At 72.1% G+C, this 20,177-nt stretch carries 22 protein-coding genes; 5 read left to right on the top strand and 17 right to left on the bottom strand.

Features of this window, described 5'->3' with window-relative positions:
• Nucleotides 1–47 precede the first annotated feature (47 nt).
• The 5 genes from LOK55_RS02385 to LOK55_RS02365 are packed head-to-tail and all read right to left on the bottom strand — an operon-like array spanning nucleotide 48 to nucleotide 4,335.
• Nucleotides 48–1,082: a permease gene (locus LOK55_RS02385; protein WP_229934087.1), complete on the bottom strand. Its 1,035-nt coding sequence runs from the start codon at nucleotides 1,080–1,082 to the stop codon at nucleotides 48–50.
• Nucleotides 1,075–1,554, bottom strand: coding sequence for a Fur family transcriptional regulator (locus tag LOK55_RS02380; protein ID WP_229934086.1), 480 nt, complete (start codon nucleotides 1,552–1,554; stop codon nucleotides 1,075–1,077). The genes LOK55_RS02385 and LOK55_RS02380 overlap by 8 nt, the downstream gene beginning before the upstream one ends.
• 47 nt (nucleotides 1,555–1,601) lie before the next feature.
• The gene (locus LOK55_RS02375; RefSeq protein WP_229934085.1) at nucleotides 1,602–2,459 is read right to left on the bottom strand and encodes a metal ABC transporter permease; all 858 of its coding nucleotides are present in this window, start codon (nucleotides 2,457–2,459) and stop codon (nucleotides 1,602–1,604) included.
• Nucleotides 2,456–3,328: a metal ABC transporter ATP-binding protein gene (locus LOK55_RS02370; protein WP_229934226.1), complete on the bottom strand. Its 873-nt coding sequence runs from the start codon at nucleotides 3,326–3,328 to the stop codon at nucleotides 2,456–2,458. The genes LOK55_RS02375 and LOK55_RS02370 overlap by 4 nt, the downstream gene beginning before the upstream one ends.
• A 2-nt stretch (nucleotides 3,329–3,330) precedes the next feature.
• Entirely contained in the window at nucleotides 3,331–4,335 is a 1,005-nt protein-coding gene (locus LOK55_RS02365; protein WP_229934084.1) for a metal ABC transporter solute-binding protein, Zn/Mn family, read from the bottom strand.
• A gap of 145 nt (nucleotides 4,336–4,480) precedes the next feature.
• On the opposite strand from LOK55_RS02365, the gene LOK55_RS02360 reads away from it, so the two are divergent.
• Nucleotides 4,481–6,631: a heavy metal translocating P-type ATPase gene (locus tag LOK55_RS02360; RefSeq protein WP_229934083.1), complete on the top strand. Its 2,151-nt coding sequence runs from the start codon at nucleotides 4,481–4,483 to the stop codon at nucleotides 6,629–6,631.
• 25 nt (nucleotides 6,632–6,656) lie between these two features.
• On the top strand, nucleotides 6,657–7,205 hold the full coding sequence (locus LOK55_RS02355; protein ID WP_229934082.1) for a manganese efflux pump MntP family protein: 549 nt from the start codon (nucleotides 6,657–6,659) through the stop codon (nucleotides 7,203–7,205).
• A 90-nt stretch (nucleotides 7,206–7,295) separates the two neighbouring features.
• Here LOK55_RS02355 and LOK55_RS02350 read toward each other — a convergent pair whose 3' ends face one another.
• The 4 genes from LOK55_RS02350 to LOK55_RS02335 form a co-directional block, all read right to left on the bottom strand.
• On the bottom strand, nucleotides 7,296–8,723 hold the full coding sequence (locus LOK55_RS02350) for a dihydrolipoamide acetyltransferase family protein (protein ID WP_229934081.1): 1,428 nt from the start codon (nucleotides 8,721–8,723) through the stop codon (nucleotides 7,296–7,298).
• Nucleotides 8,724–8,808: 85 nt separating this feature from the next.
• On the bottom strand, nucleotides 8,809–9,774 hold the full coding sequence (locus LOK55_RS02345) for an alpha-ketoacid dehydrogenase subunit beta (protein WP_229934225.1): 966 nt from the start codon (nucleotides 9,772–9,774) through the stop codon (nucleotides 8,809–8,811).
• Between the two features lie 95 nt (nucleotides 9,775–9,869).
• The gene (locus LOK55_RS02340) at nucleotides 9,870–11,000 is read right to left on the bottom strand and encodes a thiamine pyrophosphate-dependent enzyme (protein ID WP_229934080.1); all 1,131 of its coding nucleotides are present in this window, start codon (nucleotides 10,998–11,000) and stop codon (nucleotides 9,870–9,872) included.
• 115 nt (nucleotides 11,001–11,115) lie between these two features.
• Nucleotides 11,116–12,183 (bottom strand): histidinol-phosphate transaminase, encoded by a 1,068-nt coding sequence (locus LOK55_RS02335; protein WP_229934079.1) that lies wholly within the window; start codon nucleotides 12,181–12,183, stop codon nucleotides 11,116–11,118.
• 163 nt (nucleotides 12,184–12,346) lie between these two features.
• Here LOK55_RS02335 and LOK55_RS02330 point away from each other — a divergent pair, with 163 nt between their 5' ends.
• On the top strand, nucleotides 12,347–12,742 hold the full coding sequence (locus tag LOK55_RS02330; RefSeq protein WP_229934078.1) for a phage holin family protein: 396 nt from the start codon (nucleotides 12,347–12,349) through the stop codon (nucleotides 12,740–12,742).
• On the opposite strand, the gene LOK55_RS02325 is transcribed toward LOK55_RS02330, so the two are convergent.
• On the bottom strand, nucleotides 12,711–14,120 hold the full coding sequence (locus LOK55_RS02325; protein WP_229934077.1) for a hypothetical protein: 1,410 nt from the start codon (nucleotides 14,118–14,120) through the stop codon (nucleotides 12,711–12,713). The genes LOK55_RS02330 and LOK55_RS02325 overlap by 32 nt on opposite strands.
• A 3-nt stretch (nucleotides 14,121–14,123) precedes the next feature.
• Nucleotides 14,124–14,435 carry a hypothetical protein gene (locus tag LOK55_RS02320; protein WP_141380622.1) on the bottom strand — a complete coding sequence of 104 codons (312 nt, stop codon included), beginning with the start codon at nucleotides 14,433–14,435 and terminating at the stop codon, nucleotides 14,124–14,126.
• Between the two features lie 121 nt (nucleotides 14,436–14,556).
• Between LOK55_RS02320 and LOK55_RS02315 the strand changes: the two genes are divergently transcribed.
• Both LOK55_RS02315 and purB read left to right on the top strand, forming a co-directional pair.
• Nucleotides 14,557–15,063 (top strand): low molecular weight protein-tyrosine-phosphatase, encoded by a 507-nt coding sequence (locus LOK55_RS02315; protein WP_374107605.1) that lies wholly within the window; start codon nucleotides 14,557–14,559, stop codon nucleotides 15,061–15,063.
• 53 nt (nucleotides 15,064–15,116) lie between these two features.
• A complete protein-coding gene (gene purB, locus LOK55_RS02310) occupies nucleotides 15,117–16,502 on the top strand; it encodes an adenylosuccinate lyase (RefSeq protein ID WP_229934076.1) in 1,386 nt (461 codons plus the stop codon).
• A 160-nt stretch (nucleotides 16,503–16,662) separates the two neighbouring features.
• Here the strand turns inward: purB and LOK55_RS02305 are convergent, their stop codons facing one another.
• The 6 genes from LOK55_RS02305 to LOK55_RS02280 all read right to left on the bottom strand — a co-directional run bounded on the left by LOK55_RS02305 (nucleotide 16,663) and on the right by LOK55_RS02280 (nucleotide 20,127).
• The gene (locus tag LOK55_RS02305; RefSeq protein WP_229934075.1) at nucleotides 16,663–17,001 is read right to left on the bottom strand and encodes an amino acid transporter; all 339 of its coding nucleotides are present in this window, start codon (nucleotides 16,999–17,001) and stop codon (nucleotides 16,663–16,665) included.
• Complete coding sequence (locus LOK55_RS02300) at nucleotides 16,998–17,681, bottom strand: acyl-CoA synthetase (RefSeq protein ID WP_229934074.1); 684 nt, start codon at nucleotides 17,679–17,681, stop codon at nucleotides 16,998–17,000. Before LOK55_RS02300 ends, LOK55_RS02305 begins: the two co-directional genes overlap by 4 nt.
• Nucleotides 17,682–17,810: 129 nt before the next feature.
• On the bottom strand, nucleotides 17,811–18,248 hold the full coding sequence (locus LOK55_RS02295; protein ID WP_229934073.1) for an iron chaperone: 438 nt from the start codon (nucleotides 18,246–18,248) through the stop codon (nucleotides 17,811–17,813).
• Between the two features lies 1 nt (nucleotide 18,249).
• Nucleotides 18,250–18,552, bottom strand: a complete 303-nt coding sequence (locus LOK55_RS02290; protein WP_229934223.1) for a helix-turn-helix transcriptional regulator — start codon at nucleotides 18,550–18,552, stop codon at nucleotides 18,250–18,252.
• Between the two features lie 68 nt (nucleotides 18,553–18,620).
• Nucleotides 18,621–19,589, bottom strand: coding sequence for a Gfo/Idh/MocA family protein (locus tag LOK55_RS02285; protein ID WP_229934072.1), 969 nt, complete (start codon nucleotides 19,587–19,589; stop codon nucleotides 18,621–18,623).
• Nucleotides 19,590–19,620: 31 nt separating this feature from the next.
• Nucleotides 19,621–20,127 carry an alpha/beta fold hydrolase gene (locus LOK55_RS02280; RefSeq protein WP_229934222.1) on the bottom strand — a complete coding sequence of 169 codons (507 nt, stop codon included), beginning with the start codon at nucleotides 20,125–20,127 and terminating at the stop codon, nucleotides 19,621–19,623.
• Between the last annotated feature and the right edge of the window lie 50 nt (nucleotides 20,128–20,177).

Genomic DNA, 20,177 nt, shown 5'->3' with positions numbered 1-20,177 from the left:
CCGCGGAGGCGGACGACCGAGACGAACGCGACTCCGACAGCACCGACTCAGACAAAGAGGTTCACCACCGATCCGACGGCGACGGCGAACAGCACGACGATCACGACGAGGCCCACGAGCACCTTGGTGCGGAAGGTGGTGCGCAAGAGCGCCAGCATCTTCACGTCGACGAGGGGCCCGACGAGGAGGAACGCCGCGATCGAGCCGGGCGTGAACGTCGAGGCGAACGAGAGCGCGAAGAACGAGTCGACGTTCGAGCAGATCGAGACGATCATCGCGAGCGCGATCATCGCGACGATCGACAGCGCCGGGTTCGATCCGATCGCGAGCAGCGCCGACCGCGGCACGAGCACCTGTACGGCCCCGGCGAGCGCCGACCCGATGATGAGGGCCGGCATGACGGCCCGCAGTTCGACGACGAACTGGGCGAGGCTGCGGCGACCGCGGTCGAGGCCCCGCGTGGCATCCGGATCGTTCGCCAGCTCGCAGGACGCGGCGAAGCGCTCGGTGACGAGCGCGTCGGGGTCGGGGTGCTTGCTGTAGAGCCACCCGATGAGGTTCGCGACCGCGAACCCGCCGACGAGCCGCGCGATGAGGATGCAGTCGTCGAAGCCGAACGCCTGGTGCGTCGTGATGATGACGATGGGATTCACGATCGGGGCGGCGATCAGGAAGGTGAGGGTCTCGGGCACGGTGAATCCGCGCATCATGAGGCCGCGCGCGAACGGCACGTTGCCGCACTCGCACACCGGCACGAACATGCCGAGCAGCGACAGCGCCATGCGGCGGGCCCACGCGCGGCGGGGCATCCACCGCTCAATCATCCCCGGAGGCACCCACACCTGCACGACGATCGAGAGCAGCACGCCGAGGATCACGAACGGCATCGACTCGATCAGCACGCTGATCGAGAGGGTCAGGCCGTCCTGCAGGCGGGTCGGGAGCGCCGGCCCGGGCGAGACGAGGGCGAGCACGACGAGCCCGACCACCACGAGCGCGCCGGCGAGGAGGAGCCCGCCCCGCCGCAGGCGAGGGTCGCGCTCCAGCCGCGCAGTGCGCGGGGCGAGGGTCTGCTCAGTCACGGATCTCTGCGGGGGCGGCGGCCGTCGCGGCGGCGCCCTGCGGGCCAGCAGCGGCAGTGGCAGTGACGGGGGCGGGCGCGGCCTGCGCAGCGGTGCACGTCCCGCACAGGCCGAAGATGTCGACGACGTGCTCGGCCTGGGTGAAGCCGTGCGCGGCGGCGGTGCGCTGCGCCCAGGCCTCGACCTCGCGCGCCTCGATCTCGACGGCGCGGCCGCACGAACGGCAGATCAGGTGGTGGTGGTGGCCGGTGCTCGAGCAGGCCCGGTAGATGGCCTCGCCCTCGAGGCTCTGCAGCTGGTCGGCCTCGCCGCTGGCGGCGAGCGTCGCGAGGGTGCGGTAGACGGTCGCGAGACCGATGCCGCTGCCTCCCTGGCGCAGCGTCGCGTGCAGGTCCTGCGCGCTGACGAACCCTGCGGCGTCGCCGAGGGCCTCGCGCACGCGATCGCGCTGCCAGGTGTTGCGCTGGGCCATGCCGAGATCCTAGCGAGACCGTCTTGGAGCGGGCTGGACGCCCCGGCTCATGCGCGCGACACGCGGCCGCGCCGCGAGCCGGCGATGCGGCAGACGAGATAGACGAGGAAGGAGAGGGTCGTGATGTACGGGCTCACCGGCAGGGTGCCCATGACGGCGAGCAGGATGCCTCCGACCGCCGAGACCAGACCGAAGGCGGCCGAGAGGAGCGGCAGCGCGATGGTGCCGCTCGTGATGCGCGCGGCGGCGGCCGCCGGGGTGACGACGAGCGACATGACCAGGAGCGCCCCGATGATGTGCACCGCGACGGCGACGACGAGTCCGAGCAGCAGCATGAACCCGAGCGAGACCGCGACGGTGGGAACGCCCCGCGCGGCCGCCGACTGCGGGTCGAGCGAGTCGAAGGCGAGGGGGCGCCAGATCAGCAGCAGGGCGACCAGCACGAACGCGCAGATCACGATCAGCCAGCCCAGCTGCGCGTTCTGCACCGACACGATCTGCCCGGTGAGCAGGCTGAACCGGTTGGCGCTGCGCCCGTTGTAGAGGGAGAGAAAGAGGATGCCGAGGCCCAGGCCGAACGGCATGAGCACCCCGATGATCGAGTTGCGGTCGCGCGCCTTCGCGCCGAGCACGCCGATGAGCGCGGCGGCGATGAGCGAGCCCACGATCGAGCCGGTGACGACGTCGACGCCGACGAGGAGCGCCGCCGCGGCGCCCGCGAACGACAGCTCGCTGATGCCGTGCACGGCGAACGCCATGTCGCGCTGCATCACGAACACGCCGATGAGCCCGCCGACGAGCCCGAGCACGGCGCCCGCCCACACGGAGTTCGAGACGAGCGCGAGGATCTCGGCGTAGTCCGGCAGGCCGCCGAACATCGCGTCGCCGATGTCCGACCAGTTCACGCGTGCTCCTCGTTGTCGTGGTGGTGGTGGGATGCCTCGGCGTCGGGCGCACCCACGACGACCAGCCGGTCGCCGGCGCGCAGCACGAACACGGGCGCCCCGTAGAGGTCGGTGAGCACCGGCGAGGTGAGCACATCTTTCGGGGTGCCGAGCATGAACCGGCCGTTCGCGATGTAGAGGATGCGGTCGACCTTGTCGAGCACCGGGTTGATGTCGTGGGTCACCAGGAGCACGCCGGCGCCCGTGCGGCGGTGCTGGTCGATGAGGCGTACGACGGCCTGCTGGTTGGCGAGGTCGAGGCTCGTGAGCGGTTCGTCGCACAGCAGCAGGCGCGGATCGTCGGCGAGCGCCTGCCCGACGCGCAGCCGCTGCTGCTCGCCGCCCGAGAGCACCCCGACCGGCTCGTTCGCGAAGCTGCGCGCTCCGACGGCGTCGATGAGGGCGTCGATGCGCTCGCGGTCGGCGCGTCGGGTGATCGGCAGGCCGAACCGGTGCCCGTTGACGCCGAGGGCGACGAGGTCGCGGCCGCGCATCGCGGTGTCGCGGGGCAGCGGGCGGGCCTGCGGCAGGTACCCGATGTGACGGTTACCCTTGCGGCCGTGGCCACCGGGTCGCACGGGTTCGCCGAGCGCGGTGATCGTGCCCGCGCTGAGCGGCTCGAGCCCGAGGATGGCGCGCAGGAGCGTCGTCTTGCCCGAGCCGCTCGGCCCGAGGACGGCGATCAGCTCGCCCGGCGCGACGGTGAGGTCGAGGCCCTCCCACAGGGTGCGGTCGCCGCGGCGGAGTGCGGCACCACTGATCTGCAGCACCGGCGGGGTCGCCGGGCTCCCTTGCGACGCGGCGCTGGGGCCTTCGGGGGCGGCGTCGATGGTCACCGGGACAGCGTATCCGCGAGCGCGGCCACGTTCGCCTGCATCCAGGTCAGGTAGGTGTCGCCGTCGGGCACGAGCTCGGTGAACTCGAGCACCGGGATGCCTGCGCCCTTGGCCCTGGCCACGACCTCGTCGGTCTCGGCCCCGCCGGTCTGCGCGTTGACGATGAGCACGCGCACCTCGCCCGAGGTCAGGATGCGCACCGCCTCGAGCAGGGTCGCGGGCGGGACATCCTGCCCCTCCTCGACCGCTTCGCTGAAGGCGGCGGGCGTCGCGTTCTCGAGGCCCGCGGCGGCGGTGAGGTACAGCGGCACGGGTTCGGTGACGAACACCTTCTGGCCGCCGACCCGCGTCTTGAGCTCGTCGAGGCTCGTCTCGATGCCGTCGATCCCCGCGGCGAACGTCTCGTAGTTCGCCTGGTAGGTGGCCGCGTTCGCGGCATCCAGCTCGCCGAGCTCGTGCGCGATGTCCTCCGCGACGTGCGCGATGGTGTGCGGGTCGTACCAGACGTGCTCGTTGAAGCCCTCGATGTGGTCGTGGCCGTCGTGATCGTGATCGTCGGTGGCGTCGGATTCGGGGGTGGCGTCGTCTGTGGCGTCGTCGTGGTCGGCCGCGTCGTGGCCGGCGTTGCCGGGCCAGTCGTGCGAGAACTCGACCGCCGTGATGACGGGGGCCTCCGTGCCCGTCCCTTCGATCATCGCGTCCATGAATGCGTCGTAACCGCCGCCGTTCTCGATGATGAGGGAGGCGCGCGAGACGGTGAGCTGATCGCGGGCGGATGCCTCGTAGGAGTGCGGATCCTGGGCCACCGACGTGATGATCGACTGCACGTCGACGAGGTCGCCGGCGATCGCCGCGGCGATGTCGCCGTAGACGTTGGTCGAGGCCACGACCTGCAGCTTGCCGTCGCCGGTCTGCTCGCCTGTGGCGCCACCGGCGCAGCCGGCGAGTGCGAGCACGGAGGCCGCGACGAGCGCGGCGGCGGGGAGGAATCGCGAGGTCATGAAGACAGTCTAGGCGTTATTGATAATCGTTCTCAAATCGCACGACAGGCACGAGCGCGGAGTCGACGTCGGGTCGTGCAGCGGAATACGCCCTGGGGGTATACCGTTGCTTGCATCGGGCCTCGACAACCCTGCAGGAGCGACGATGACGATGCCGACACACGACCACGACCACGACGCGCCGATGGACCACGGCGGCCAGACCGGGCACGGCGGCCACGCTGGGCAGCACGACGCGAGCCACGCCGGCCACGGCGGCCACGCCGGCCACGCCGGGCACGCCGGGCACGCCGGCCACGGCGGCCACGGCGGCCACGACCACGCGGGGCACGTCGCCCGCTTCCGCAAGCTCTTCTGGATCAACCTGATCCTCGCCGTGCCCGTCGTGGCGCTCTCGCCGATGTTCGCGATGATCCTCGGCTACACCGTCCCGGCGGGCCTGCTGTGGGTCTCGCCCGTCCTCGGCACCGTGATGTACGTGTGGGGCGGGTGGCCGTTCCTCACCGGCGCCGCCGCCGAGCTGCGCACGCGGCGCCCCGGGATGATGATGCTCATCGCGCTCGCGATCACCGTGGCGTTCCTCTCGTCGTGGGGCGCGACCCTCGGCATCCTGCATCACGAGCTCGAGTTCTGGTGGGAGCTCGCACTCCTCATCGTCATCATGCTGCTCGGACACTGGATCGAGATGCGCTCCCTCGCGCAGACGACGTCGGCGCTCGATTCGCTCGCGGCACTGCTGCCCGACGAGGCCGAGCGCGTGGAGGGCGATACGGTCGTGCGCGTCGCCCCGTCGGACCTCCGTGTCGGAGACGTGGTCGTCGTCCGCCCGGGTGGCAGCGTGCCCGCCGACGGGCGCGTCGTCGACGGGCGGGCCGATGTCGACGAGTCGATGGTCACGGGCGAGTCGCGCCCGGTCTCCCGCGGTGTCGGCGACGCGGTCACGGCGGGGACGGTCGCCACCGACTCGGGGCTCCGCGTCGAGGTCACCGCGACGGGCGATGACACGACGCTCGCAGGCATCCGCCGGCTCGTCAGCGAGGCGCAGAACTCCACGTCGCGCGCGCAGCTGATCGCCGACCGCGCCGCGGCGTGGCTGTTCTGGTTCGCGCTCGGTGCGGCGGCGATCACCGCCGCCGTCTGGACTCTCGTCGGCGACCCCGACGCGGCGGTCGTCCGCACGATCACCGTGCTGGTGATCGCCTGCCCGCATGCGCTCGGCCTGGCGATCCCGCTCGTCGTCTCGATCGCGACCGAGCGCGCGGCGCGCGGCGGCGTGCTCGTGAAGGACCGCGGCGCCCTGGAGAGCATGCGCACCGTCGACGTCGTCGTCTTCGACAAGACCGGCACCCTCACGACCGGGGCGCCCGCCGTGACCGAGATCGCACCGGCCGCCGGTCGCACCGCCAACGAGGTGCTCGCCCTCGCCGCGGCGGCCGAGACCGACAGCGAGCATCCCCTCGCCCGCGCGATCGTGCGCGCTGCGGACGATCGCGTCCTGGCCGTGCCGGATGCCTCGGACTTCCGCTCGGCACCGGCGGTCGGCGTCACCGCGACGGTCGACGGGCGCGAGGTGCGGGTCGGCGGGCCGCGTCTGCTGTCCGACATCGGAGCTGTGGAGATGGATGCCGCGGACGCGTGGCGGCGCGACGGCGCGATCATCCTGCACGTCGCGGTCGACGGCGACGTGGTGGGGGCGCTCGCCCTCGCCGACGCGGTGCGGCCGGAGTCGCACGAGGCGGTGGAGGCCCTGCACGCGCTCGGGATCGAGGTCGTCATGATCACGGGCGACGCCGAGGCTGTCGCCCGGACGGTCGCAGGCGCGCTGGGCATCGACCGGGTGTTCGCCGGCGTGCGCCCCGAGGACAAGTCGGCACGCATCGCCGAGCTGCAGCACGAGGGCCGGCGGGTCGCGATGGTCGGCGATGGCGTGAACGATGCGCCCGCGCTCGCCCAGGCGGACGTCGGGATCGCGATCGGGGCGGGCACCGACGTCGCGATCGCGTCGGCGGGGATCATCCTGGCGAGCTCCGACCCGCGCTCGGTGCTGTCGGTGATCGAGCTGTCGCGGGCGACGTACCGCAAGATGCGGCAGAACCTGTGGTGGGCGGCGGGATACAACCTGATCTCGGTGCCGCTCGCGGCGGGCGTCCTCGCTCCCGTCGGGTTCGTGCTGCCGATGGCGGTCGGCGCGGTGCTGATGTCGCTGTCGACGGTGGTCGTGGCGCTCAACGCGCAGCTGCTGCGACGCCTGGACCTCTCCCCCGAGGCCTCCACCCGTCGCATCCTCGACCGCTGACACCGGCCGACGACCGCGGCCGGGAGTGTCGGCCGACGCGTTCGCCGTCGCCCTCGGCAAGGGGCTGCAGCTGCGTTCGCGCGTGCTGCGCACCGCGCTCGTGTTCGGCCTGGCGTTCGGTGTCGCGCAGGCGGTCATGCCGCTTCTCGGCTGGCTGCTCGGTTCGACGTTCGCCGAGGCGATCGCCCCGTTCGACCACTGGATCTCGTTCGGTCTGCTCGCCCTCGTCGGCGGCAAGATGATCTGGGAGGCGCTCACGCCCGACCCGCCGGCCGACGCGGAGCACCCGGGCCACGTGCACGACACCGAGGCGTACAGCGCGCGCGAGGTGGTGCTGCTCGCGATCGCGACGAGCATCGACGCCCTCGCCGTCGGGGTCTCGTTCGCGTTCCTCGACATCGATGTGCGGGTCGCGATCACCGCGATCGGCCTCGTGACCTTCGTGCTCTCGTTCGTCGCGGTGCTGATCGGCTACCGCATCGGCACGCGGTTCCGCCGCCCCGCCGAGATCCTCGGCGGCCTGGTGCTGATCGGCATCGGCACGCAGATCCTCATCGAGCACCTGACCGCCTGATCCGGGGCGTCCGCGCCGCTGGTACAGGGCGGTCGCCCGCGCGCGGCGCTCAGCCCGCGAGCTTCCAGGCGCCCTGATCGGGCCCGGTGATCAGTCGAGCAGCAGCGCGGGCTCTTCGAGAATGGATGCCACGTCGGCGATGAACCGGCTCATGCCGTCTCCGTCGATCACGCGGTGATCGAACGAACCCGACACCGTCGTGACGAACCGCGGGCGCACCTCGCCGTCGACGACCCACGGCTTCTGCCGGATCGTGCCCATCGCGACGATGCCCGACTCGCCGGGGTTGATGATCGGGGTCCCGGCATCCATCCCGAACACGCCGATGTTCGTGATCGTGATGGTGCCGCCCTGCTGGTCGGCGGGGGTCGTCTTGCCCTCGCGTGCCGTGAGCGTCAGCTTCTCGAGCGCACGGGCGAGCTCGCGCAGCGACAGATCCTGCGCGTCCTTGATGTTGGGCACGAGAAGCCCGCGCGGGGTCGCGGCGGCGATGCCGAGGTTGACGTAGTTGCGCACCCGGATCTCGGCCGAGCCGTCCTCCTTGTCGATCCACGCGGCACCGATGAGCGGAGTGCGGCGGACGGCCCAGATAACCGCCCTCGCCATGATGAGCAGCGGCGACACCTTGATGTCGGCGAAGTCGGGCGACGCCTTCAGGCGCTTGACGAGCTCCATCGTGCGCGTGGCATCCACATCGGTCCACACCGACACGTGCGGCGCCGTGTACGCCGAGCGCACCATGCCGGATGCCGTGGCCTTGCGCACCCCCTTGACGGGGATCGCCTCTTCGCGGCCCTCCACGAGCGCCGGCGCCGGCGACGAGGCAGGCGCCGACACGGCCGCCGGGGCGTGCGAGACGGGGATCGTGTGCTCGCGCACGGCGGGGGCCGCCGGGGTCGCGATGTTGCGGAAGACGCTCGCCTGCTCGGCGTGCGTCACGACGTCGTCGCGCGTGACCTCGCCCGCCGGTCCGCTCGGGGTCACCTGCGCCAGATCGACGCCCAGGTCGCGCGCGAGCTTGCGCACCGGGGGCTTGGCGACCACGCCCACCGACGCCTTGACGGCGGCGCTCCGGCCGGCGGCGCCGCGCGCCGCGCGCGGGGTGCGGCGCGAGGCGACCGCGCCGCCCGTGCCGTAACCGACGAGCACCGCACCTTCGCCCTCGGGCTCGGGCGGGGAGGCCGGCTCGCCGTGCGCCGACAGGCCCACCGAGGCATCCTGCTGCGCGGCTCCGCCGGCCGTGTCGCCCGCGCCGCCCGTGCTGCCTGCGGCACCGGCACCGCCCGCGATCGTGATGATCGGGGCGCCCACGGTGACCGTGTCGCCCTCAGGGGCGAGCAGCTCGCCGACCGTGCCCGCGAACGGCGACGGCAGCTCGACGAGCGACTTGGCGGTCTCGATCTCGACGAGCACGTCGTTGACCTCGACGGCGTCGCCCGGAGCGACCCGCCACTGCACGATCTCGGCCTCGGTCAGGCCTTCGCCGACGTCGGGCAGGTGGAAGGTCTGCGTGCTCATGGCGCTCTCCTCAGGGATGCCACGCCGCCACCCTGTTCTCGCCGAAGAGGCGGGGGCGCGTGGGGGCATGGTCGGGGTGGGACGGTCAGTAGGCGAGGGCGCGGTCGACGGCCTCGAGGATGCGGTCGGCGTCGGGCAGGTACGTGCCCTCGAGCTTCGCGGGCGGGAAGGGCACGTCGAAGCCCGACACCCGGATGACGGGCGATTCGAGGGCGAAGAAGGCGCGCTCCATGACCGTCGCGGCGACCTCCGAGCCCACCGACACGTTGCCCGGGGCCTCCTGCGCGTAGACCATCCGCCCGGTGCGGCGCACCGAGTCGAGGATCGGCGCGTAGTCGATCGGCGACAGCGAGCGCACGTCGACGACCTCGCAGGAGGTGCCCTCGCTCTCGGCGAGCGCGGCCGCCTGCAGCAGCGTCGCGACCATCGCGCCGTGACCGACGAGGGTCACGTCGGTGCCGCGACGCACGATCCGCGACGCGTGCAGCGGCAGGGCGCGCTGGCTCGGGTCGACCTCGCCCTTCATCCAGTACTTGGCCTTGGGCTCGAGGAAGATCACGGGATCGTTCGACGCGATGGCATCCTGGATCATCCAGTACGCGTCGTTCGGCGTCGACGGGCTGACCACCCGCAGGCCGGGCGTGTGCGCGAAGTAGGTCTCGGGGCTCTCCTGGTGGTGCTCGATCGCGCCGATGTGGCCGCCATAGGGAATGCGGATGACGACGGGCAGGGATGCCGCGCCCTCGAGCCGGTTCGTCATCTTCGCCAGCTGCGTGGTGATCTGGTCGAACGCGGGGAACACGAACCCGTCGAACTGGATCTCGACGACGGGGCGGAAGCCCGCCATCGCGAGGCCGATCGCGGTGCCGACGATGCCCGACTCCGCGAGCGGCGTGTCGAGCACGCGGCGGTCGCCGAACTCGGCCTGCAGCCCCTCGGTGACGCGGAAGACGCCGCCGAGCTTGCCGATGTCCTCGCCCATCATCAGCACGTGATCGTCGGCGGCCATCGCCGCGCGCAAGCCCGCGTTGAGGGCCTTCGCGAAGGGCATGGCCACGACCGCGGCCTCCGCGGCGGGGGCGGTCTGCGTCGCGCCGCCGGTCGCGCCGCTGGTCGACGCGCTCGTCGTGTCGCTGGTCGAAATGCTCACGCGGCACCCCCTTCGAACGAGGCCTCGTAATCGGCGAGCCAGCGCTCCTGCTCCTGCATGAGCGGGTGCGGATCGCTGTAGACGTGCGCGAACATCGTGGATGCCTCGAGCCCGCCAAGCTCGTTGGTGCGGACGCGCACGTCGTCGGCAGCGGCGGCGGCCTGGGCATCCACGTCGTCGAAGAACGCGCCCGAGGCGCCCCGTCCTTCGAGGTAGACGCGCATCCGCACGATCGGGTCGCGTCGGCCCCACGACTGCTCCTCGTCGGAGGTGCGGTACTTCGTGGGGTCGTCGCTCGTGGTGTGGGCGCCCATGCGGTAGGTCATCGCCTCGATGGCACGGGGGCCCTCGCCCGTGCGCGCCTCGTCGAGGGCGAGCTTCGAGACGGCGTAGCTGGCGAGCACGTCGTTGCCGTCGACGAGGGTCGAGGGCATGCCGTAGCCTTCGGCGCGCCGGTAGAGCGGGGCGCGCGACTGGGTGGCGACGGGCACCGAGATCGCCCACTGGTTGTTCTGCAGGAAGAACACCTCGGGCGTGCGGTAGGTGTTCGCGAACACCATCGCCTCGTGCACGTCGCCCTGGCTCGAGGCGCCGTCGCCGTAGTAGACGATGACGGCGGTGTCGCGCTCGGGATCGCCGGTGCCGCACTTGCCGTCGAAGGCGAGGCCCATCGCGTAGCCGGTGGCGTGCAGGGTCTGCGAGCCGAGCACGAGGGTGTAGATGTGCGTGTTGCCGTTCTTCGGGTCGGTCGGGTCCCAGCCGCCGTGCGTGAGCCCGCGCATCACGCGGATGATGTCGATCGGGTCGACGCCGCGGGTGGTCGCCACGACGTGTTCGCGGTAGCTCGGGAAGATGTGGTCCTGCGGGCGCGTCGCGCGCACCGAGCCGACCTGCGCGGCCTCCTGGCCGAAGGAGGGCGGCCAGAGGGCGAGCTGGCCCTGGCGCTGCAGGTTGGTGGCCTGCCGGTCGAACGCGCGCACGGTCACCATGTCGCGGTAGAACGTCTCGAGGTCGCTGTCGGTGAGCGCGTCGATCAGGGGGAGGTAGCGCTCCGCTTCGGGCGTCGGCGCGAACGTCCCGTCGGAGGCCAGAACACGCACGAGTGCCGGGTCGTCAGGCGGGGTCATGTATCCACGGTAGACCCGCACGTATGCGCGGGTCTGCATGACGAGCACCACGGATGCCTCGAACCGCCGTCGACCCGGCACAACCGGGGTGGGTCGTTTTGGGGGTGCGCGGGGGTCAGCGCGGGGCGACGGATGCTGCGACGCGGACGATGTGCCCCAGCGATTCGGCCTCGCCGATCGAGATGCGCACGCCGCCGCCGGCGAAGGGGCGCACGATGAGCCCCGCCGCCTCGAAGGCCTCCGCCACCTCGAGGGCGCGGTCGCCCGCGGGCAGCCACACGAAGTTGCCCTGCGCCTCGGGGACATCCCAGCCGGTCTCGCGCAGCCGCGCGGCCAGCTCATCACGACGCGCGGCGAGCTCGGCGACGCGCTCCCGCAGCTCATCCTCGGCGTCGAGGCTCGCGAGGGCGGCCTCTTCGGCGGCGGCCGTCACCGACAGCGGGATGCCCGCCGACCGCGCCGCGGCGAGCACGCGCGGGTCGCCGACGGCGTAGCCCACCCGCAGCCCGGCGAGCCCGTACGCCTTCGAGAACGTGCGCAGCACGACGACGTTCGGATGCCCGGCCGCCAGCACGCGCGCACCGTCGACGGCGTCGGGGTCGGTGACGAACTCGGCGTACGCCTCGTCGAGCACGATCAGCACGTCGGCGGGGACACGGGCGAGGAACGCGTCGAACCCCGCCTGCGTGACCACGGGCCCGGTCGGATTGTTCGGCGTGCAGACGATGATCATGCGGGTACGGTCGGTGACGGCGTCCGCCATCGCGTCGAGGTCGTGCCGGCCGTCGGCGTCGTTCGGCACGGTGACCGCGGTCGATCCGGCGACGGTGGCGAGGCTCGGGTACGCCTCGAATGACCGCCACGAGAAGAGGATCTCGTCGCCCGCGCCGCTCGTCGCCTGAGCGAGCTGGAACAGGATCGACACCGAGCCCGCCGCGACGTGCACGTGGTCGTCGGTCGTGCCGAACCGCTCGGCGAGGCGCGCGCGCAGGCGCGCGGCCGTGGCATCCGGATAGCGATTGAAGCCGTGTGCCGCCTGCACCGCCTGCACGACACCCGGGAGCGGATCGAACGGGTTCTCGTTGCTCGAGAGCTTGAACACGTCGGCGCCGGCCTGCCTGCCCTGCTTGTAGGCGGGCAGCGCCGCGATCTCGGGACGGATGCGCACGGGGAGGTCACTCACGCGAGCAGTCTACGAGGGCGAAGCATCCACCCGGGTGATACCGGATCGGTAGCTCTCTCGCGCAGAATCATCCCCCGTTCGACGGAAACAAGCACCTCTCGCTCTCCCTGACGTTCGCAGTCCTCCTGCCGACGACGCCTCCGCCGTGGAAGACTGAGCCACTATGCGCTTCATCGTCCGCGTCGTCGTCAATGCTTTCGCCATCTGGGTCGTGACCCTCATCACCGCGCTGCAGGTCGTGGTCACGCCCTTCCCTCCGGGCGAGACCCTGCAGCTCGTACTGACACTGCTCGCCATCGCGGCGGTGTTCGCCCTCGTGAACACGATCATCGGCACGGTCATCAAGATCGTCGCCTTCCCGCTCTACATCCTCACGCTCGGTCTCATCTCGCTCCTCATCAACGGACTGCTGCTGTGGATCACCGCGTGGTTCACGCAGTGGTGGGGCTGGGGCCTCTCGCTCGGCAGCTTCTGGCTCGGCGTGGTGGCGGCGCTGATCATCTCGCTCATCAACTGGGTGTTCGGCATCATCCTGCGTCCGCAGACGCGCCGGAGCTGACACCGCCCCCGCTCCGCGGCCAGGGCGCCGCCGGCGCACCACCGACGCCCGGCACCGCGGGCGCCCCCGGCACGGCCGGCGCGCCCACGTCGACCGACTCGCCCGTGCCGCGGGTCGCCTCGTAGACGAATACCTCCACCGAGGTCGCCTGCGCGAGCGCCTGCCACCGCTCGCGCACCCCGTCCATACGGGGGTCGGAGGAGGTGTCGAGCATCCCCGCGGTCTCGCGGTAGGTGTCGAGCAGGTGCGAGCCGATCGGACCCTGGCCGGTCCACGCCGTCCCCGGCGTCTCGCGCGACGCGACGAAACTGCCCTCCGCCCCGACGCCCGCGGCGAACCCGCCGTCGGCGAGCGCCGAGACCGGGTCGTCGTTGTGACGCACGGCCACGCTCAGCGTGTCGGCGCCGACGTCGGCCTGCACGGGGTCGCCGAACGTGATCAGCATCGGCACGTCGTAGGTGTCGTCGAGGGCGATGAACGAGGCCACCGCCGCGCCCTGCGAATAGCCGGCCACGTTCACCGTGTCACCCGGCCGCGCGCCGGCGTCGGCGAGCGCGGCCATCGTCGCCTCGAACGAGGCGGCGCGTCCGCGACCCAGGTAGAGGTCGGTGTTGGCGCGCCAGTTCGCGACCTCGCGCACGCCGAGGCCCGCCGTTCCGGTCGCGTAGACCATGAACTGCCGCTCGCCGCTCGGCAGCGTGTACCGCTCGACCCGCACCCGGTTCTCGCCCTGCGGGATGCGGTCGACGACCTGCGTCAGCGACGTCGGCGCCGTCGTGCGCCCCTCACCCCGTCGCGCGATGCGCACCGGATCGCCTGTGCCGCCGAGCCGCGCACCCTGCTCCACCGTGCCGCGGCCGATGATCGAGATGAGCGTCGTCGCCACGACCATCAACCCGCCCGCGTCGAACGGGGAGGGCGCGCCTGGGATGCCCGGCGCCGAGTACTGCCCGATGAGGGCGGTCACGTTCTGGCCGCGCCAGTGCACCGCCAGGGCCGCGAGCTTCGCGATCGCCGCGGGATCGGCGACGAGGATCTCCGCCGCCCGTCCGCGCAGGCTCGCGGCGAGGTCGGCGTCGCCCGCCGCCTCGGCGATCGCCGCCGCCGAGGCCAGCTCGGCGACCTCGTAGGTGTTCGCCATCGCCTGCAGATCGTGCGCGAGGCGGCGACAGCGCTCGCCCGCGTCGATGGCCGCCCCCGTGGGCGGTGCGAACCACACCCCCTCCGCGCTCACGAGCCGGCGCGCCCGGTCGAGGCTCGCGCGCAGCTCCTCGCACGCGACGCCTTCGGCCACGAGCCGCGCGGCGGCGGCGCGCAGGGTCTCGGTGTCGACCGCGACGATGCCGCCGCTGCGGATGTCGAGGTCGTCGGATGCCACGCGTCACCACCCCATCGGGGTGAAGGGCGCGGCCGACCACGTCTCGCGCTGCGCGGCGGCGAGGTCGTCGTCGGATGCCGCGACGGCCTGCACCAGGCGATCGAGGTCGCTCTGCAGCGCGGCGACTCCGGCCCGGTAGCCCTCGGCGCCGCGGGCGCGCCAGTCGGTGGCATCCGCGAGCATCATCACGCGCCCGCGCAGCGCGATCGCATCGGCGAGCGCGTTCTGCACGATGCGCCGCGCCGCGCCGAGGGCGACCTGACGCTGCGCGACGTCGGGTGAGTCGACGGAGGGGGCGGGCGAGGTGGCATCCATGTCTCGACCCTGCCCGGCCGGGGGCGTGCGCGGGCGCCGGGAGGGCCGATCGGTGGAGGGATCGCGCGAGAACCCGTCTGGGGAGGAGGCGGTGACGGCGTGGGAGCGACACAATGGGGTGGTGCCCCGCAGCGACTCGCCCTATCGCGTCGCTTTCGTGTGCACGGGCAACATCTGCCGCTCGCCGATGGCGGAGATCGTCTTCCGCGACTTCGCCGAGCGCGCCGGGCTCGGCTCGCACGTCGTCTCGACGAGCTCGGGCACCGGCGACTGGCACGTCGGCGAGCGCGCGGACGTGCGCACGATCGAGGCGCTCCACCGCCGCGGGTACGACGGCGAACGGCACCGCGCGCGCCAGTTCACCCTCGAAGACTTCGACCGCAACGACCTCATCGTCGCCCTCGACCGCTCGCACGAGCGCATTCTGACGAGCTGGGCGCGCACGCCCGACGACGCAGACAAACTCGCCCTGCTGCTGGCGTTCGACGACGCAGCCGGCGACACCCTCGACGTCCCCGACCCGTACTACGCCGGCCCGGAGATGTTCGACGACGTGCTCGCTATGATCGAGAGTGCCAGCCGGGCGCTCTTCCGGCAGCTCGAACCCGCGATCCGCCCGAACATCTGACGACGGCGACGCATCCGCTGCGCGACCCGCGCACCCGCCACGATCGGAGCCTCGTGACCACTCCTTCCCTGCCGCCGCAGCCGCTGAGCCCGCTCGACGGGCGCTACCGCGCCGCCGTCTCGGGCCTGGCCGACTACCTCTCCGAGGCGGGCCTCAACCGGGCGCGCGTCGAGGTGGAGGTCGAGTGGATCATCCTCCTCGCCGACCGCGGTCTGTTCGGGGCGACGGCGCTGACGGATGCCCAGAAGGAGAGCCTGCGCGCCCTGTACCGCGACTTCGGTCAGGCCGAGATCGACTGGCTCGCCGAGAAGGAGGCGGTCACCCGCCACGACGTCAAGGCCGTCGAATACCTCGTGCGCGACCGACTGGCATCCCTCGGCCTCGACGCGATCGCCGAGCTCACCCACTTCGCCTGCACGAGCGAGGACATCAACTCCGCCTCGTACGCCCTCACCGTCAAGCGCGCCGTCGAGAACGTCTGGCTGCCGAAGCTGCGCGCCGTGATCGCCGCGCTCTCAGACCTCGCCCGCGAGCACCGCGACGCCGCGATGCTCTCCCGCACGCACGGTCAGCCCGCGACCCCGTCGACGATGGGCAAGGAGCTCGCCGTGTTCGCGTGGCGCCTCGGCCGCGTCGCCGATCAGATCGAGGCCGGCGAATATCTCGCGAAGTTCTCCGGCGCCACCGGCACCTGGTCGGCGCACGTCGTCGCCGCTCCCGACGTCGACTGGCCCGAGCTCTCCCGCACGTTCATCGAGGGCCTCGGCATCCACTTCAACGTGCTCACGACGCAGATCGAGTCGCATGACTGGCAGGTCGAGCTGTACGACCGGGCGCGGCACGCGGGGGGCATCCTGCACAACCTCGCGACGGATGTCTGGACCTACATCTCGATGGGCTTCTTCGCACAGATCCCCGTCGCGGGCGCGACCGGATCGTCGACGATGCCGCACAAGATCAACCCGATCCGGTTCGAGAACGCCGAGGCGAACCTCGAGATCGCGGGCGGACTGTTCGCGACCCTGGCATCCACCCTGGTGACCTCGCGCCTGCAGCGCGACCTCACCGACTCCACCACGCAGCGCAACATCGGCGTCGCGTTCGGGCACTCGCTGCTCGCGCTCGACAACCTGCAGCGGGGCCTCACCGAGATCCTGCTCGCACGCGACGTGCTGCTGGCCGACCTCGACGCGAACTGGGAGGTGCTCGCCGAGGCGATCCAGACCGTCGTGCGCGCCGAGATCGTCGCCGGGCGCTCGCAGATCACCGACCCCTACGCGCTACTCAAGGACCTCACCCGTGGCCGGCGCGTGGGCGGGCCGGAGCTGGCCGAGTTCGTCGAGGGCCTCGACATCGGCGCGGATGCCAAGGCGCGCCTGGTCGCGCTGACGCCCGCGACCTACACGGGCCTCGCCGACCGCCTCGTCGACGAGCTCTGACCCGCCGGTCCACCCTGGCCCGCGCGCGCCGCAACTGCAAGGGATCGTGAGCGACACGCCGCGGCGGCGGCCCTGTCAGCGGCGTGTCGCTTCGACGGCCTTGCAGTTGGGGCGCGAGTCGCGGAGGGGCGGCCGTCGCTGAGGGGCTGAGGCGACCGGGTCAGGGGCGGGGGTCGGATGCCTCGGCATCCGCGTCGCCCGCGTCGCCGGAATCCTCCGACTCGGGCAGCAGCACGGCCCGGTCGACGGGCTTCACGACCTGTGCGGGATCGACCGCGAGCATCAGCAGGGCGATGATCACGAGCGTCGCGATGAACGCGATGCCCGCGACGATGAGCGAGACGACGATGACGTGCATGCGCTCGTCGCCGTCGAGGTCTTGGAAGAACCCCATCGACACGAGCGTGATGAGCCCGCCGAACGCCGCCGCGGCGAAGCCGAAGCCGAGCAGCTGCACCGGCTTCATCAGGTCGCGACGGGTGGGGCGGGGGTCGGTCATGCGGTCTCTCCTGCGGGGCGCACCGGCGCGTCGCCGGGCTCCGCTGTCGGTGTGGTCGGGGTGGATGCCGGCTGCGCCGGGCCCGCGGGGGCGGTGCGCCGCGGCGAGAACCCGGCGATGCCGAGGAACACCGCGACGATCGCGGCGTAGCCGCCGAACAGCCCCACCCCGATCGTGATGCCGGTGAGGGTGAAGCTCGCGCCGGCCTCCTTGATGAAGTAGTCCAGGCTGTAGGCCGGGTTGACGAGCAGCAGCGCGATCGCGAGGGCGAGGGTCACCGCGCCGATCAGGATCGCGTCGCGCGCGTACGGGTCGCCGGTGCGCCGGGCGCGGAGGCCGGCGATCAGCTCGATGAGCCCTGACGCCGCGGCCCACACGATGACGACGACGAAGAACATCGTCGTGGTGCGGAGCGCCGGCAGGCCCGTGATCATGCCGGTCACGAGGGTGACGACGCCGAGCAGCACCGCCGGGGCGCGCTCTCCCGCGGCGAAGACGAGCCACGCGGCGGCGAAGAAGACGAGCGAGGTCGCGATCGCGAACCCGCTGAAGACGGCGAGCCCGACCGCCGCGGAGTGGTCGGCCGAGAAGGTGATCATGATCGCCGCCATCGCGGCGAGGAACGCGCGCGCGAGCTGCAGATGGCGCACCTCGAAGGTGCGGGTCGGCGCGTCGGTCACGTGGGGCTCATCCAGGCAGGCGGAAGGGAACCCCTCCAGTCTAGGTCGTGATCACGAATCGGCCGCGGCGGAGGGGGTCGCGTGGGCGGCGCTCAGCCCGCGGCGCTCAGCCCCCGGCGCGGGGCCCGCTCAGCCCGCGGCGCGGGCGACGAGGTCGCGGAGGCGCTTCTCCACGTCATCCGTCACCTCGATCACGGCGAACGAGGTGGGCCACATCGGCCCGTCGTCGAGGTGCGCGTCCTCCTGGAAGCCGACCGTGCCGTAGCGGGAGTCGAACTTCGAGGCGGGCTGGTAGAACACGACGACCTTGCCGCCCTGCGCATAGGACGGGAACCCGTACCAGGTCTTCGGCTCGAGCTGCGGCGCGACCTCGAGGACGATGCGGTGGAGGGCGGTGGCGACGGCCTTGTCGGTGCCCTCGAGCGCGTCGATCGCGGCGACGCACGCCTCGAACTCCTTGGCGAGCTTGGCCGCGCCTTTGAGGCCTTTGGTCGTGCGCAGCTCTTCGGCGCGCTGCTTCATCGCGGCGCGCTCGTCGGCGCTGAATCCGCTCTCGGTGTCGGCCATGTCAGCTCTCCCTCTGTTCGTGCGTCGTGCGCCGGTAGACGCTGGGCGAGACGCCGACGAGCTCGCGGAACCGGGTCGAGAAGGTCCCGAGCGACTGGTATCCCACCGCGAAGCATACCTCGGTGACCGTCGCCGGCGTCGCGCGCAGCAGCGTCATCGCCCGTTCGATGCGCCGCGTCATGAGATAGGCGTACGGCGATTCGCCGTAGGCGAGGCGGAACTGACGCGAGAGGTGACCGGCCGACAGGTGCACCGACCGAGCCAGCGATTCGATGTCGAGCGGGCGAGCGTCGTCGCGGTCCATCCGGTCGCGCACACGCCGGAGACGCGCGAGAGTGTCGAGGTCTTGACCGGATGCCACGCGCCGCCTTCTCACCCGCTGCCGCGGATCGCCTCGACCGCGCGGAGCACGGCGAGCGTGCGCTCCTGGTCGGGGGTCGGATCGGCCTCTCCCCGCACGAGCGCCGCGAACCGCGCGACCTCGTAGACCATGTTGTTCGCGGCGCCCTCGACACGGTCGGCGGTGTGCGATCCGGGCGCCCCGCCGCGGGCGCGCAGGCTCAGGGCGATCTCGCGCGGCGCGGTGATCTCGTCGATCTCGATCGTGCCCCACTCGCCCTGGATCTCGTTCGGCCGGTGTGAGACCCCGATCTTCGAGAACGAGACCTGCCCGACCATGTCGGGGTAGGCGAGCACCGCGGCCCCCGCCCCGTCGGCGCCGGTCGCGATCGTGACGGTCGACCCGCTGACCGACGTCGGAGCGCCGAACAGGTGGACGAGTGCGCTGAGCGGGTAGACGCCGAGGTCGAACAGGGCGCCGCCGGCGAGCGAGGGGTCGAAGATGTTCGGCGTCTCGCCCGCGAGCACGAGGTCGTAGCGTGCGGAGTACTGCGACTGCCCGAACGAGACGAGCCGCACCGGCCCGATGTGCGGCAGCAGCTCGGCGACCCGGGCCATGCCGGGGTCGTACACGTTGCGCATGCCCTCGAACACGACGACGCCGCGCGCGCGGGCCGCGGCGACGAGGTCGGCGAACTCGGCGGAGCCGGGCGTCGCGGGCTTCTCGAGGAAGACGTGGACGCCCGCGTCGATGGCATCCTGCGCCTGCGCCGCGTGCGCGCCGTTGGGCGACCCGACGTACACGGCGTCGATCTCGCCCGAGCGCAGCAGGGCATCGAGGTCGTCGCTCGCCCGCGGCGCGCCGATGCGGTCGGCGAAGGCGGCGCCCCGCTCGGCGCTCCGCGAGAAGACGACGTCGACGCGGATGCCGTCGACCTCCGCCACGGCGCCGGCGAAGCGCTCCGTGATACTGCTCGTGCCGATGGTCGCGACCCGGATCATGCCGTCAGCCTAGGGCGCGGGCCGGCGGGAGTCACTCCCCGAGGAACTCGATCGCGGCCTGGCGGAAGACCCGCGATCCGGGGGCGTTGAAGTGGTGGCGGTCGGGGATCTCGAGGAAGCGCGCCTGCGGGGTCGCGGCGGCGAGCGCCCGCGAGCCGTCGATGATCGCGTCGAGGGATCCGGTCGCGAACAGCACGGGCTGCTGCGGGGCGTGCCGGGCATCGGGATCGACGGTCTTCGACTCGCGCATGCCCCCGGCGATCGCGAGCAGGGCGCGCAGGTCGTTGCCCGCCACGCGCTCGGTCAGCCGGAGCTGACGGATCGAGTAGGCGCCCGGCTCGTGCGGCTTGTCGCTCGCCCCGTGCCCGCGCTGGTCGAGACCGATCACCCGATAGCCGGCGCGGAGCAGGTCGCGCACCCATCCGGTCGCGACCCAGTTGTCCTTCGTGCTCGAGGCGAACCCGTGCACGACGACGACCACGGGGTCTGCCTCATCGCCCCACGAATAGGTCGCGATGCGCAGGCCGTCGCCGACCATGATGAATTGCGGGTCGGGCAGCTGCGTCAGCCCGGCGAGAGCGGTGGGCG

This window comes from Microbacterium sp. F2E (assembly GCF_020905435.1).
Taxonomy (GTDB): Bacteria; Actinomycetota; Actinomycetes; order Actinomycetales; family Microbacteriaceae; genus Microbacterium; species Microbacterium lacticum.
Note: the sequence above shows the minus strand (reverse complement) of the source record. Positions and strands in the feature narration are given on the sequence as shown.